This is a genomic window from Tistrella mobilis, from assembly GCF_039634785.1.
In the GTDB taxonomy this organism is placed as follows: domain Bacteria; phylum Pseudomonadota; class Alphaproteobacteria; order Tistrellales; family Tistrellaceae; genus Tistrella; species Tistrella mobilis.
This window is the reverse complement of the sequence record NZ_JBBIAB010000012.1, coordinates 18,824-32,352: the sequence shown is the minus strand read 5'-3', so window position 1 is coordinate 32,352 and position 13,529 is coordinate 18,824. Positions and strand designations below refer to the sequence as shown.

Here is a 13,529-nt window from a genome sequence, read left to right as displayed (position 1 = left end):
GCGAAAGGTCCTGATCACCATGGCCGTGATCGAGAATGCGCTCTACGACGAGTTGAACTTCCGCCTGGGTCGCCTCGACGGGATCGAACTGATCGCCGCCGCTGCCTATGGCCCGCTCGGCGGCCGCCTCGCGCTGGTGTCGTCCTTCGGCACCGAGGCTGCGGTGCTGCTGCACATGGTCTCGCGGGTCGACCGCGACCTGCCGGTCATCTTCCTTGAAACCGGCATGCTTTTCCCCGAGACGCTGGCCTATCGCGACCAGCTGATCGACCGGCTGGGCCTGCGCAATGTCCAGTCCGAGACCCCCGATCCGGTCGACCATGCCCGCGAGGATCCGGAAGACGAGCTCTGGATCACCAACCCCGATGCCTGTTGCGCCTTCCGCAAGGTCCGACCGCTGGCCAAGGCGCTCTCGCGCGTCGACGGCTGGATTTCGGGGCTGAAGCGCCATCATGGCGGCGGCCGCGCCGAGGTGATGCCGGTGGAGCGCGACGGCCGGCGGGTGAAGCTCAACCCGCTCGCCTTCTGGGATCGCGACCAGATCCTGGGCTATTTCGATGCCCACGACCTGCCCCGTCATCCGCTGGAGTCCCAGGGCTACGCCTCGATCGGCTGCATCCCCTGCACCAGCCGCACCCGGCCGGGCGATGATCTGCGCAGCGGCCGCTGGTCGGGCCGGGCCAAGACCGAATGCGGCATCCACACCATGTCCGACGGCGCCGGCATCTGACCGTGTGCAACCGGCCGCTGCCGGTTGACCGCGGCCGGCAGGGCGCGGATGATCGGTGGCACGACCTGCACCCTGAAGACCGGAGCCCCGCCCCCATGCCGCCCGCCCCCGTGCCGACCGACCTGCCTGCCGACCGCGCCGACGCCGGCATCGCCCTGCCGCCGCTCGATGCGCTGGTCGATCTTGCGCGCCGTGCCGGCGAGGCGATCATGGCGCTCTACGGCCCCGGTGTCGAACGCTGGACCAAGGCCGATGAAAGCCCGGTGACCGCGGCAGATCTGGCGGCGCACGAGGTGCTGACCAGGGGGCTCGCCGTCCTCACCCCCGATCTGCCGGTGATCAGCGAGGAAGCCGTCACCGAGGCGGAGCTTGCCGCCGGCGCGCCCGCGGCCGCCTTCTGGCTGGTCGATCCGCTCGACGGCACCCGCGAATTCCTGTCGCGCAATGGCGAGTTCACCGTCAACGCCGCCCTGGTGGTCGACGGCCGCCCGGTTGCGGGCGTGGTCGGCGTGCCGGCCACCGGCAGGATCTATGCCGGCTGTCCCGATGGCGCCGTGGTGGTGGAAGCCGATGGCAGCCGCCGGCCGATCCGGGTGCGGCCCGTGCCCGCCGACGGCCCGGTGGCTCTGATCAGCCGCAGCCATCTGGACCCGCGCACCCGCGACTGGCTGGCGGCGCACGAGGTGGAGCGCAGCCGCCAGGCCGGCTCCAGCCTGAAACTCTGCCTGATCGCCGAGGGCGAGGCCGATCTCTACCCACGGCTGGGTCGCACCATGGAATGGGACATCGCCGCCGGCCATGCCGTGCTTCTGGCTGCCGGCGGTCATGTCGACACCCTGGCGGGACCCCCGCTCACCTATGGCAAGCCGGGGCTCGACAATCCCCATTTCCTCGCCCGCGGTCCCTGGACCACCGGCGAGGCGGCGGACGCATGACCGGCGAGATCGACACCCGCCTGCTTTCCCGCCTGGTCTCTGCCCTCACCGCCAGCGCCGGCCGCCATCCGGCAAGCCGGGCCGATCTGGAACGCCGTGCCCGCAGCCGGCTGACCCGCTGGCAGGAAGCGGCCGCCCTGCCGCCCGAAACGCTCGACACCATGGTGGGCCGGGCGCTGGACAAGGTCGCCGCCGCCGGGCTGGTCGATGACGATGCCTATGCCCGGCTCCGCGCCCGCAGCCTGCGCAATCGCGGCCGGCCCCGCGCCGGCATCGCCCGCGACCTGTCGCTGCGCGGGCTGGAACCCGCGCGGATCGAGGGCGTGCTCTCAGACATGGCCGAGGATGAAGGCGGCGCCGACGACCGGATCGGCGCCATCGCCTATGCCCGCCGTCGCCGGCTGGGCCCCTGGCGGCCTGAAGCCGCCCGCGACGGCACCCGCCAGCGCGACATCGCCGCCATGGCCCGCGCCGGCTATTACCCCGATCTGGCCCGCCGGGTGATCGATGCGGTCGATGTCGATGCCCTGGACGACTGGGCAGCCGATGCCGAGGCCCTGCCCGACCGCCGCCGGCCGGGCAGTACGGCAGAGGATTGAAGGCTCAGCCCAGGCTGCGCTCGATCTCGTCGGCAAGTGCCTCCAGCTCCTGGGCAGCCGCCGAGCGGGGCTCGGTCTCCGAGACCGCGAGCCCGTCGAGCAGCGAGGCCGCAAAGCCCGTCCGGTTGGCGAAGCGGGTGGTCGCCACCGGGGCGCCCAGTTCTGCCACCGCATCGATCATCGCCTGGGCGAGGCGCGCACGCGGCGCCACCCGGTTCAGCACCAGCAGCACCTGCCGCCGCTCGGCCCGCACCAGGTCCAGGGTCGGCCGGGTCGCCCCTACATCGAAGGGGTTGGGCTGCACCGGGACCAGCACCAGATCGGCGGCACGCACCGCGCGGCGGGCATCGTTTTCGGCCTCGGGCGGGGTGTCGACGATGACCACGTCATGCTCGCGCCCCAGCCCCGCCAGCTCGCCATCCAGCCGCCAGCCCGACAGGGCCCGCATGGTCACCGCCGGCCGGTTCGGGCTGCGCTCCGCCCGCCAGCCCGCCCAGCGGGCCAGGCTGCCCTGATCGTCGATATCCACCACCGCCACCCGGCGGCCACGTGCCGCCCAGCATCCCGCCAGCTGCGCCGCCAGCGTCGTCTTGCCGGCGCCGCCCTTCTGCTGTGCGATGGTCAGGATCATCTCCCGTCTCCCCGATACGTTCCTCATCCGGCGTTGCACTCACCCGCCGATATCCGAGCTGAAGCGTGACCTCTGCGACGGCTGGCCGCAAGCCTCGTGCGCGGTTGCGTCGCGCGCCCCGGACCGGCATAGTCGGCGGATACCGACCCTGTGGCGCCGGCCGGTTCCGGTGCCCGCCCTCGTGCGGAGACAACCACATGCTCAGCGCCGAAGAGAGCCTCAACTTCATCCGCGAGCGGATCGATGCCCTCGGGCATGGCAGCAAGCACCATGAACGGGCGGCGCATGACGCGTTGACGCTGCTGTCGAACCACTGGTCCGAGGAAAGCGGCGAGTCGATGGACAACGACCTCGCCGTCATCGAGATGATCGGTCAGGATCTGGCCGATCTTCAGCGCCACATCGCCGACCTTCAGCATGCCTATCTGAAGGCGCTCTTCGGCGACAAGCCGGACTGACCTCTGCACCCGTGTCCCCTTCGCCCGTGTCCCCTGAACCAACCCGCCGGCTGAAGGTTGCGGTCGATCCGGTCAGTGCCGAGGACCGCCGCGCCATCGACGACGCGGCGGCGCTTGTCGTCGCCGGCCGGCTTGTCGCGTTCCCGACCGAGACCGTCTATGGCCTGGGTGCCGATGCCACCTCTGATGCAGCGGTCGCCCGGGTTTATGCCGCCAAGGGTCGGCCGGCCCGCAACCCGTTGATCGTCCATGCGTCGGATCCCGAACAGGGGCTGATCGTGGCGCGCGCCGACGATCGGGCGCGGGTGCTTGCGGGGCTGTTCTGGCCCGGCCCGTTGACCATGGTGATGAAGCGCCGGGCGGATTGCCGCATTGCCGATGCCGCCACCGCCGGTGGCCCCACGGTCGCCGTCCGGGTTCCGGCACTGTCGGCCGCGCGGGCGCTGATCAGGGCGGCGGGTGTGCCGATGGTCGGTCCCAGCGCCAACCGGTCGGGCCATGTCAGCCCCACCACCGCCGATCATGTGCTGGCCGATCTGGACGGGCGTATCGCCGCGGTGCTGGATGCCGGCCCCTGCCCGGTGGGCGTCGAATCCACCGTCATCGACCTTTCAGGGCCACGGGTCCGCGTGCTCCGGCCCGGCGCGATCACCACCTCGATGTTGCGAGCCGCCCTCGGCGCCGACGATCTGGCCGATCCGGCGGACGGCGCCGATCTGCCGGCAGATGACGGCCTCTCGGCCCTGCCCTCGCCCGGCATGCTCGGCAGCCACTACGCCCCCGGTCATGCGGTGCGGCTGGATGCAACGGCGCCGCTTCCCGGCCAGCGGGAGGTGCTGCTCGCCTATGGCCCGCCGCCGCCGGGCTTTGCCCATGTGCTGCAGCTGTCGGCCGATGCCCGCCCGCGCGAAGCCGCCCGGCGGCTCTACGCGCTGCTGCGCGCCGCCGACGGCTTCGATGTCGATGGCATTGCGGTCGCCCCCCTGCAGGTGTCCCCCGCCGACCCCGATGGGGAAATCCTGGCCGCCCTCGCCGACCGGCTGGGACGTGCGGCCGCGCCTCGTGACTGACCGGTCATGCCGTCATCACCCCGACACGGAGAGGTTCTAAGGTGAGCGATCTTTTCGATCGCAGCGGCGGAACAATGATGCGGCAATCCAGGGAGCAGGATCTCGACCGGCTGATTGCGCTTGCGCTCGCCGCACCGGGTGAAGCCGGGGCGGCCGTCGGCGACCTGCCGGCGCCGGGCGACTGGCGGGCGGGGGCGATTGCGCTGCGTGCCGCGCCGATCCCTGCCACCATCCATTGCATGGACGTGGTCGACCGTTTCCTCAGGGATCCGGCCCTGCCCGCCCTGGCGGTGGTGGATGGCCAGGAACGGCCGATCGGCCTGGTCGGGCGCACCCATCTGCTCTATGAATTCGCCCGCCCCTTCATCCGCGATCTGTATGCCCGCCGCCCGATCCGCGAATTGATGGCGCCGGATCCGCTGGTGGTCGATGAAGGCACCGGCATCGAAGCGCTGGGGGCCGAGATCACCGCCGTCGGCGGCGGCGCCTTCTCGGCCGGTTTCGTGGTCACCGCCCAGGGGCGCTATCTGGGGGTCGGCTCGGCGCTGGACGTGATGCGCCGGCTGGTCGCCCGCATGGCCGAGCACAACCGCGCGCTCGACCGCGCGGTCGAAGAGGCGGAGCGGGCCAATGCCGCCAAAACCGCCTTCCTCGCCAATATGAGCCACGAGCTGCGCACGCCGCTGAATGCGGTTCTGGGCTTTTCCGAGATCATAATGACCCAGATGCTGGGCCCGGTCGGTCATGCCCGCTATCTGGAATATGTCGGCGACATCCATTCCTCGGCCGAACATCTGCTGTCGCTGATCAACGATCTGCTCGACATCGCCAAGGCCGATGCCACCGGTCTGCCGCTCGACATCGAACCGGTCGACCCCACGAGCCTCGCCACTGAAACGCTGCGCATGGTGGCGCCGCGGGCCGAAAAGGCCGGGGTGATCCTTGCCGCCGACCTGCCGGAGCGGATGCCGATGATCACCGGCGACCGCCGCCGTCTGCGTCAGATCCTGCTGAACCTGCTGTCGAACGCGGTGAAATTCACCCCCGACGGCGGCGAGGTGCGGCTGATCCTGGAAGATGTGCCGCCCGGGCCGGATCAATCGGCCTGCATCCGGATGATGGTCGCCGATACCGGCATCGGGATGAGCGCCGATCAGATCCCGATCGCGCTGTCGCGCTTCGGCCAGATCGATTCCAGCCTCACCCGTCGCCATGACGGCACCGGCCTCGGCCTGCCGCTGTCGCGCGCGCTGGCGGAACTGCATGGCGGCGGGCTCACCATCGACAGCACGCCCGGCTTCGGCACCACCATCACCGTCACCCTGCCCCACCGGGCGATCATGCGCCCGGCACGCGCGGATCAGGCGATGGCAGACGTCACAGCAGACCCGGTCCTCAAAGCAGACCGAGGGCTCTGAGTTCCGCCGCAAGCTTCGGGTCGCCACCTTCGGCACTGCCGCTGCGGCGGTCGGCGGGGGCATCCTCGGGCTTCAGATAGCGCCAGCCCTGATGCGGCTTGCGTGGCTGGGTCTCGGTCTCGACCAGGTCGGGGTCCAGCACCAGGGCGCAGCGGCGCACGCCATCCGTGCCCTGCACCGGCTCCAGCGCCACCAGCCGCTGACGGGCTGAGACCAGGCCGCGGATCACCCAGTAGAGCGAGCCGCCATCCAGCAAGGCCGCGGTTTCCTTGGGCGTCTGGCGGGTGACATGGACAAGCAGCGGCGGCCGGCCCGCGGCGCGGGCTTCTGCCAGCCGGGCGGTCTGGAGTTCGGCCAGATGTTCGACCGAGTTGACCCCGACCGCGAGTTTGAGAAGATGCAGCGTCATGGCGCGCACTCTATGCCGTCCGGTGCCGCTGCGCCAGAGGCTGACATGCGCCCGCCTCTCCCGATCGCTCCGTCTCTCCCGATCGCTCCGCCCCCTCCCGGAAGGCTCCGCCCCCAATGCCCGCACCGCTCAACCGCCCCTCTCCCGAGATCCTGGACCGCATCCGCGCCGTGGTGGGGCCGAAGGGCTGGCGTGACGATCCGGCGGCGATGGAACCGCATCTGAAGGAATGGCGCGGCCTCTGGACGGGCCAGACCCCCGCCGTGGTGATGCCTGCAACCACGGAAGAGGTTGCAGCCGTGGTGACGATCGCGTCGCAAGCCGGCATCGCGCTGGTTCCCCAGGGCGGCAATACCGGCCTGGTCGGCGGCGGCGTGCCGACCGAAACCGGCGACGAGCTGCTGATCAGCCTCGCGCGCATGAACCGGATCCGCGACGTCGATGCCGCAGGCGGCAGCATGGTCGCCGAGGCCGGTTGCATTCTGGCCGATGTTCAGGCCGCAGCGGCAGAGGCCGGCCGGCTGTTCCCGCTCAGCCTCGCCTCGGAAGGCAGCGCCCGGATCGGCGGGCTGATCTCCACCAATGCCGGCGGCGTGCATGTGCTGCGCTATGGCAGCATGCGCGATCTGGTGCTGGGGCTGGAGGTGGTGCTGCCCGACGGCCGGGTGTGGAACGGGCTGCGCCGGCTGCGCAAGGACAATACCGGCTATGCGCTGCGCCAGCTCTTCGCCGGCGCCGAGGGCACGCTCGGCATCATCACCGCGGCGGCGCTCGAACTGGTGCCGATGCCGCGCCACCGGGCGGCGGCCTTCGTCGCCATGGGCTCGCCCGAGGCGGCGCTCGACCTTTTCGCCCGCGCCCGCGCCCATGCGGGCGACCTGCTCGAAGCCTTCGAGCTGATCAATGCGACGCCGATGGGCTTCGCCCTCCGCCACATTCCGGGCCTCGGCGATCCGCTGCCCGATGCCGCCGGGCCCTGGTTCGTGCTGATCGAACTGGCCGGCCCCATCCCGCTGGGTGATCTGCTGGAAGGTCTGCTCGGCGAGGCGCTGGAAGAGGGCGCGATCGAGGACGCCGCCATCGCCCAGTCCGAAACCCAGCGCAACGCCTTCTGGTCGCTGCGCGAGGGCCTGTCCGAGGCCCAGAAGCCCGAGGGCGCCAGCATCAAGCACGACGTCTCGGTGCCGGTCTCTGCCATCCCGGCGCTGATCCGCCGTGGCGGCCGCCTGGTCGAAGAACTGATCCCCGGCGCCCGGCTCTGCCCCTTCGGCCACATGGGCGACGGTAATATCCACTTCAACGTCAGCCGCCCGGTCGACATGACCGATGCCGATTTCCTGGCCCGGTGGCACGAAGTCGCCACCGCCGTGCATGATCTGGTGGCCGAGCTGGGCGGCAGCTTCTCGGCCGAACACGGCGTCGGCCGGCTCAAGACCGGCGATCTCACCCGCTATCGCTCCGAGGTCGAGGTCGGGCTGATGCGCGCGATCAAGGACGTCGTCGACCCGGCCGGCATCATGTCCCCCGGCCGGGTGCTGTCTCAGGTCAAAACGCCACCGACTTCTTGATAGCAAGATCAGTATAGGGTTCCAGTGGCATGCTCCCACGGGAACACGGTGCCTCGTCGTTTCTCAATGTGTGTTGTCGAGGCTTTGGCGGCGCCAAGACGTCGTGACGAACAAATGGCAATCGATCTGGCTCAGCGATCTGCACATCCGGAGAAAGGGGGCGAAAGCCTGTTCCTTTATCCCGCAAAAGGGCTATTGCGCTGACAGGCTTTGTAAGAGCGCAGCACACTCGCCAGTTAACAGAACCCTCTGCGTGCATTCTGAATAGATGATGGATTTGTGGGCTGCTTACTCATAGGCATTGCAATAGTCACGCACAGGCGGGTTTGCCCGCATGCGTTCAAGGCCGGCCTTGGCAATGGGAAGGTCATGGGCCGTCAGTAGGCAGCAAAGCGCCTCCAGAGCGAGTGTTGCCTTTAAGAAGGCCCGGTGGTCCGCATCATTCTCGGGGTAGAAGTGGCCATGCGCTGTCCGCCCGCGGAATTGGATCGCTTTACGCAAGTGGTTAAGTGTGTCGCCAGGCAGAACACCCTTGCCGAACTTTTCCTCCACCATCGCAATGAGCCGCGTGAACCGCTCAGCTGCGGTTTCTTCCTTAATGCGTTTTATACTGCCCGCGATGCGATCCCGCAGAGCGGCATCAAGTCCCAACTCGACAGCTTTTAAGGATGCCGCAGCGGCGATTTCTTCAACATGCTCTTCGGCAAGAGAAGGCTTTGAGCGTGCGTTCGGCAACTCCTCGAACCAGCGGCACGCATTGATGAGCCGTTCCGCTGAAACTTGCCTTGAAAGTGCATAGCTCGACATCATCATAGCGTAAGAGCTGCGCCATTCTGCTTCACGATCCATCCACGTGATAAGACATGCGCGAAAGGCGTTTAGCTCTTTCTCATCATAGGCCAAAACGGGGGATGCTCCGCCCCAGACATCACCTGAATCGATCTCTGCCTCAGCCCAAACGTAGTAAACTTTATGCGGTGGGCGATAGAGATCTTCCTCTACCTGCCTAGCTTCATCGAGAGAAAGCCGGTCGATCATAATGTTGTGTGGCCTCAATTTTACGCCGAGGCAAAAAGATAGGAAGCAAACGAAATGATATACGCGCCGAATATAATAGCTAATTTCTTGCGGCTCATCGAACTCAATCTCGAAAATCGGCCGAATATCCTTAGGTACATCAAAGTCCAGCCTCCAGGTGCCGCTGTAGCCAGCACATAGTGTCATTCCTTTCGCCTTATCGCGAAAGAGGCTGAGATGTTCAGCGCTCGGGTAACGCGTCCTGCCAAGGCCTTCGAAGCGCTCATTGTTGCGAACGAGTGGCATCGTGTGCGTCACCGAAAAGGTGACGCGCTTCACGCGGTCCGATTCTGTCCAAGGATCATGGCCAACGATTGCAACGTTCGCGATCAACGATTGAGAATAGACGGCGCTGGGATGGCCGCCACATGTACCTACCACGACAACGTCGTGTAGCGAGACAGTCTCCCCCGTCTGCGCGATCAGATGGATAGGACTATCACCCTTGATGTAAAAGAACTTATCATAGGAAAATATCTCTGCGCGAATTTCGCGCTCCCCGACGAGAAGCTTGCCAGTTAGCCCGCGGCCGGTAACGATCTCGACACAATGTTGTATCTGTTCTCTTTCGATTCCCATGAAAATTCCTCCAATCTGAAACGCCTCTAACCCAATGCTATTTGCTTTAAGTTCTGACTCGCTAGTGTCGCAGTATGGCAATTTCCGCCAGTTCAATGACTGCCATCCAGCTATCGCCAGCTTTCGTGAAACAACCTAACTCACTAGGATCACAATACAAATAGCCTCTTGATAACGATAAAATTATGTGATCCTACTGGCCAGTAGCAATGAGGAATACGATGTCTCTGAGGGTCGCCATTGCGACGATCATCGCGCTTTGGGCGTGATTTTATCTAAAATCTACCAACCTATACGACAAGGCCGCCCTCAGCCGATGAAGGCCGCCATCACCGCCTTCAGCACCGGCCGGATGCGGGCCGCACGCTCGGGCAGGAAGCTGAAGGGCGGGCCGTTCTCCTCCATATAGGTCTCCTGGACCAGCTCCATCTGGATCGCCTCGACGCCCTGGTCCGGGCGGCCATAGCTGCGGGTGATATGGCCGCCGACGAAGCGGCCGTCGACCACATGGCCATAGCCCGCCGCTCCGGCCGCCGCCTCCGCCGCCGCGGCGACCCGCGCCCTGCGGTCCGGGCTCATGCTTGCGCCGTGGGCGGTGCCGATGTTCAGATCCGGCAGCCGTCCCTCGAACAGCCGCGGCACCACGCCCCGGATCGAATGGGCATCCCAGAGCAGTGCCCGGCCATGGGCGGCCTTCGCCCGGTCCAGTTCCGCCGCCAGCGCCGCGTGATAGGGCTGCCAATAGCTGGCCACCCGCCCGGCGATCTCGGCCGCGTCCGGTTCCGCACCGGCCAGATAGAGCGGCCGGCCGTCGAACAGCGTCGTCGGGCAGAGCCCGGTGGTCGCCTGGCCGGGATAGAGGCTCTCGCCCGAGGACGGCCGGTTCAGGTCGACCACATAGCGCGACAGCCGGGCGGCGATGATCGTCGCATCGAACGCCGCCGCAAAGTCATAGAGTTCGGGGATATGCCAGTCGGTATCGGCAAGATCCAGCGCCTCGGGTGTCAGCCGCGCCTCCAGCCCGTCGAACAGCCCCGTGCCGCAATGGGGCATGCTCACCACCAGGGCCGAGCCGCCGCGGCGGAGGGTATAGACCTCGTGCACCATCGTCTCGCCGGTCATCCCGCCATGCCCTCCCTCTCCAGGCTCACCTCGGTCAGGTCGCAGAAGCGACCCTCGCGCACCATCATGCCGGCTGCGGTCAGGTCCGGCGCAAAATAGCGGTCGGTGTCGTAAGACGGCACCACCGCGCGGATCCGCGCCACCGCCTCTTCAACCTTGGCCGCCGCGCGGAGCGGCCGGTGGAATTCCAGCCCCTGGGCCGCCGCCAGCAGTTCGATGCCCACGATCTCGGACACGTTGTCGGCGATGTCGCCCAGCCGCCGGGCGGCAAAGGTCGCCATGCTGACATGGTCTTCCTGATTGGCCGAGGTCGGCAGGCTGTCGACGCTGGCCGGATGGGCCAGGGTCTTGTTCTCCGAAGCCAGCGCCGCCGCCGTCACATGGGCGATCATGAAGCCGGAATTCAGCCCGGCATCGGCGACCAGGAAGGCCGGCAGGCCGCTGATCGACGCATCGATCAGCATCGCGATCCGCCGCTCCGCCAGCGCGCCGATCTCGGCGGCGGCAATCGCCAGCTGGTCGGCGGCCATGGCCACCGGCTCGGCGTGGAAATTGCCGCCCGAGATGACCTCGCCGGTATCGGTCATCACCAGCGGGTTGTCGGTGACGCCATTGGCCTCGATGGTCAGCGTGCGGGCGGCCATGCGCATCTGGTCCAGCACCGCCCCCATCACCTGGGGCTGGCAGCGCAGCGAATACGGGTCCTGCACCCGGTGGCAGTCGGGGCCCTGATGGGCGGCGTTGAGCGGGCTCGCCGCCAGCAGATCACGACAGGCCGCCGCCGCGTCGATCTGGCCGGGCTGGCCGCGCAGCGCATGGATGCGCGGGTCGAAGGGCCGGTGGCTGCCCATCACCGCCTCGACCGCGATCGCGCCCGAAACCAGGGCCGAGCGATAGCAACGCTCGATCCGGAACAGCCCGTCCAGCGCCAGCGCGGTCGAGACCTGGGTGCCGTTGATCAGCGCCAGGCCTTCCTTGGCCCCCAGTTCGATGGGCGCCAGCCCGGCACGGGCCAGCCCTTCGGCCGCCGGCAGGCGCTCGTCCCCCGCCATCACCTCGCCGATCCCCAGCAGCACGCCGCAGAGATGGGCGAGCGGCGCCAGATCGCCCGAGGCGCCGACACTGCCCTTGGACGGGATCACCGGCAGCATGTCGGCCGCGTGCAGCGCCAGCAGCGCCTCGACCAGTTCCCCCCGCACGCCCGAAGCGCCGACCGCCAGGCTCGCCGCCTTGATCGCCAGGATCAGCCGCACCACCGGTGCCGCCAGCGGTGCCCCGACGCCGGTTGCATGCGACAGGATCAGATTGCGCTGCAGCCGGGCGAGATCGCCGGCCGCGATGCGCTTCTGCGCCAGCTTGCCGAAGCCGGTATTGATGCCGTAGACGGCCTCCTCGCCGGCCGCGATGCGCTCCACGATCGCGGCCGAGGCCGCCATCCGCGCCGGCGCCGCATCGTCCAGCGCCAGACGCGGCCGCCCCGCCCAGATCCGGCGGAGATCGTCGAGCGGGATCCGGCCCGGCGCCAGGACCAGGGTCTCTGTGGTCTCGGTCATGCATGCAGCCTTTCGAGCGTGGCCCGGAAGCGGCGGGCGATGGCGTCCTCGTGGAGATGCCGGCCGCCCGCCACGACATGGCGGCCCCCGGCGAAAACATCGGTGACCAGCGGGCGATTGCCGGCGAAGATCCAGCCGTCGAGCACGCTGTCGGGCCGCCGGCCGATCATCGAGGCATCCGCCGCGTCCAGCACCACGATATCGGCGCGCGCCCCCGGCGCGATGCGCCCGGCCTCAATCCCCAGCGCCCGGGCGCCCCCGGCTGCGGAGGTCAGATACAGCGTCTCGCCGGTCGATCTGCCGGCGCCGCCAGACAGCACGGTGCGCCGGCCGCTCACCAGGCGCTGGCCGTATTCCAGCAGCCGCAATTCCTCGGCCACCCCGATCGAGACATGGCTGTCGGTGCCGATGCCGAAGCAGCCGCCCTCGGCCATAAAGGCCTCGGCCGGGAAGATGCCGTCGCCCAGATTGGCCTCGGTCACCGGGCAGAGCCCGGCCACGGCACCGCTCTGCGCGATCCGGCCGCGCTCGCCCGCCGTCACATGGGTCGCATGTACCAGGCACCAGCGCCCGTCGACCCTGGCATGATCATACAGCCAGTCGACCGGCCGGGCGCCGGTGGCGGCCAGGCAGTCGGCCACCTCGCGCGGCTGTTCGGCGATGTGGATATGGACCGGGCCTTTCGGCCGCGCCGCCAGCACCTCGGCCAGCAGGGCCGGCGGCACGGCGCGCAGCGAATGCGGGGCGATGCCGACCACCAGATGCGGATCGGCCGCGGCTTCGGCCTCCAGCCGCGCGACCAGGGCCAGGAAGCGATCGGCATCCAGAATGAAACGGCGCTGGCCCTCGGTCGGCGGCAATCCGCCGAAACCCGATGCGGCATAAAGCACCGGCAGCATGGTCAGCGCGATGCCGGTCTCGCGCGCCGCGGCGACGGCGCGCAGGCTCATCTCCGCAGGGTCGGCATAGGGGCTGCCGTCCAGATCGTGATGCAGGTAGTGGAACTCACCCAGCGCGGTGAAGCCCGCCTTCAGCATCTCAACCTGGCCCCAGGCGGCCACGGCCTCGAAATCCTCGGGCGTCATCCGGTCGAGCGCCCGATACATGGCGGCCCGCCAGCTCCAGAAACTGTCGGCCCCCTCCGCCCCGGCCCGCTCACCAAACCCGGCGATGGCGCGCTGATGGGCATGGCCGTGCAGGTTCGGCATGCCCGGCACGGCATGGCCGTCCAGCCGCAGCGCATCGCCGGGCGGCACGGCATCGGCCGCGACGCCGGCGATGCGTCCGGTCGCATCCATGGTGACCAGAACATCACGTGCCCAGCCCTCGGGCAGGCGGGCAGTCTTCAGGAACAGTCTCTGCATCTGGCTCCGCTCCGGT

Annotated in this window: 13 protein-coding genes; 7 read left to right on the top strand and 6 right to left on the bottom strand. The window is 68.4% G+C overall.

Annotated elements, in window-relative coordinates; genetic code table 11:
- The first annotated feature begins 19 nt into the window (after positions 1–19).
- From WI697_RS17395 to WI697_RS17385, 3 genes are all read left to right on the top strand, one after another.
- On the top strand, positions 20–730 hold the full coding sequence (locus WI697_RS17395; protein WP_062761245.1) for a phosphoadenylyl-sulfate reductase: 711 nt from the start codon (positions 20–22) through the stop codon (positions 728–730).
- A gap of 95 nt (positions 731–825) precedes the next feature.
- A complete protein-coding gene (gene cysQ, locus WI697_RS17390; RefSeq protein WP_345959326.1) occupies positions 826–1,665 on the top strand; it encodes a 3'(2'),5'-bisphosphate nucleotidase CysQ in 840 nt (279 codons plus the stop codon).
- Complete coding sequence (locus tag WI697_RS17385) at positions 1,662–2,264, top strand: regulatory protein RecX (protein WP_062761247.1); 603 nt, start codon at positions 1,662–1,664, stop codon at positions 2,262–2,264. Before cysQ ends, WI697_RS17385 begins: the two co-directional genes overlap by 4 nt.
- A 4-nt stretch (positions 2,265–2,268) precedes the next feature.
- Here the strand turns inward: WI697_RS17385 and parA are convergent, their stop codons facing one another.
- A complete protein-coding gene (gene parA / locus WI697_RS17380; protein ID WP_345959325.1) occupies positions 2,269–2,895 on the bottom strand; it encodes a ParA family partition ATPase in 627 nt (208 codons plus the stop codon).
- Between the two features lie 197 nt (positions 2,896–3,092).
- Between parA and WI697_RS17375 the strand changes: the two genes are divergently transcribed.
- The 3 genes from WI697_RS17375 to WI697_RS17365 are packed head-to-tail and all read left to right on the top strand — an operon-like array spanning position 3,093 to position 5,841.
- On the top strand, positions 3,093–3,353 hold the full coding sequence (locus WI697_RS17375) for a hypothetical protein (RefSeq protein WP_062761250.1): 261 nt from the start codon (positions 3,093–3,095) through the stop codon (positions 3,351–3,353).
- 26 nt (positions 3,354–3,379) lie between these two features.
- Positions 3,380–4,423 (top strand): L-threonylcarbamoyladenylate synthase, encoded by a 1,044-nt coding sequence (locus WI697_RS17370; RefSeq protein ID WP_345959324.1) that lies wholly within the window; start codon positions 3,380–3,382, stop codon positions 4,421–4,423.
- 41 nt (positions 4,424–4,464) lie between these two features.
- The gene (locus tag WI697_RS17365; RefSeq protein WP_345959323.1) at positions 4,465–5,841 is read left to right on the top strand and encodes a sensor histidine kinase; all 1,377 of its coding nucleotides are present in this window, start codon (positions 4,465–4,467) and stop codon (positions 5,839–5,841) included.
- Here WI697_RS17365 and WI697_RS17360 read toward each other — a convergent pair.
- Positions 5,819–6,250 (bottom strand): DUF1489 family protein, encoded by a 432-nt coding sequence (locus WI697_RS17360; RefSeq protein ID WP_041604938.1) that lies wholly within the window; start codon positions 6,248–6,250, stop codon positions 5,819–5,821. The genes WI697_RS17365 and WI697_RS17360 overlap by 23 nt on opposite strands.
- Positions 6,251–6,366: 116 nt before the next feature.
- Here WI697_RS17360 and WI697_RS17355 point away from each other — a divergent pair, with 116 nt between their 5' ends.
- Positions 6,367–7,818, top strand: coding sequence for an FAD-binding oxidoreductase (locus WI697_RS17355; RefSeq protein WP_345959322.1), 1,452 nt, complete (start codon positions 6,367–6,369; stop codon positions 7,816–7,818).
- Between the two features lie 288 nt (positions 7,819–8,106).
- Here the strand turns inward: WI697_RS17355 and WI697_RS17350 are convergent, their stop codons facing one another.
- From WI697_RS17350 to WI697_RS17335, 4 genes are all read right to left on the bottom strand, one after another.
- A complete protein-coding gene (locus WI697_RS17350) occupies positions 8,107–9,474 on the bottom strand; it encodes an ApeA N-terminal domain 1-containing protein (RefSeq protein WP_345959321.1) in 1,368 nt (455 codons plus the stop codon).
- 309 nt (positions 9,475–9,783) lie between these two features.
- Positions 9,784–10,596 (bottom strand): N-formylglutamate deformylase, encoded by an 813-nt coding sequence (hutG, locus tag WI697_RS17345; protein ID WP_345959320.1) that lies wholly within the window; start codon positions 10,594–10,596, stop codon positions 9,784–9,786.
- Positions 10,593–12,149 carry a histidine ammonia-lyase gene (gene hutH / locus WI697_RS17340; protein WP_345959319.1) on the bottom strand — a complete coding sequence of 519 codons (1,557 nt, stop codon included), beginning with the start codon at positions 12,147–12,149 and terminating at the stop codon, positions 10,593–10,595. Before hutH ends, hutG begins: the two co-directional genes overlap by 4 nt.
- Complete coding sequence (locus WI697_RS17335) at positions 12,146–13,513, bottom strand: formimidoylglutamate deiminase (protein WP_345959318.1); 1,368 nt, start codon at positions 13,511–13,513, stop codon at positions 12,146–12,148. Before WI697_RS17335 ends, hutH begins: the two co-directional genes overlap by 4 nt.
- Between the last annotated feature and the right edge of the window lie 16 nt (positions 13,514–13,529).

Excerpts from the sequence above, each read along its gene's own strand:
- WI697_RS17395 (WP_062761245.1), top strand. The coding sequence starts at position 20 with ATGGCCGTGATCGAGAATGCGCTCTACGACGAGTTGAACTTCCGCCTG.
- cysQ (WP_345959326.1), top strand. The coding sequence starts at position 826 with ATGCCGCCCGCCCCCGTGCCGACCGACCTGCCTGCCGACCGCGCCGAC.
- WI697_RS17385 (WP_062761247.1), top strand. The coding sequence starts at position 1,662 with ATGACCGGCGAGATCGACACCCGCCTGCTTTCCCGCCTGGTCTCTGCC.
- parA (WP_345959325.1), bottom strand. The coding sequence starts at position 2,895 with ATGATCCTGACCATCGCACAGCAGAAGGGCGGCGCCGGCAAGACGACG.
- WI697_RS17375 (WP_062761250.1), top strand. The coding sequence starts at position 3,093 with ATGCTCAGCGCCGAAGAGAGCCTCAACTTCATCCGCGAGCGGATCGAT.
- WI697_RS17360 (WP_041604938.1), bottom strand. The coding sequence starts at position 6,250 with ATGACGCTGCATCTTCTCAAACTCGCGGTCGGGGTCAACTCGGTCGAA.
- WI697_RS17355 (WP_345959322.1), top strand. The coding sequence starts at position 6,367 with ATGCCCGCACCGCTCAACCGCCCCTCTCCCGAGATCCTGGACCGCATC.
- WI697_RS17350 (WP_345959321.1), bottom strand. The coding sequence starts at position 9,474 with ATGGGAATCGAAAGAGAACAGATACAACATTGTGTCGAGATCGTTACC.
- hutG (WP_345959320.1), bottom strand. The coding sequence starts at position 10,596 with ATGACCGGCGAGACGATGGTGCACGAGGTCTATACCCTCCGCCGCGGC.
- hutH (WP_345959319.1), bottom strand. The coding sequence starts at position 12,149 with ATGACCGAGACCACAGAGACCCTGGTCCTGGCGCCGGGCCGGATCCCG.
- WI697_RS17335 (WP_345959318.1), bottom strand. The coding sequence starts at position 13,513 with ATGCAGAGACTGTTCCTGAAGACTGCCCGCCTGCCCGAGGGCTGGGCA.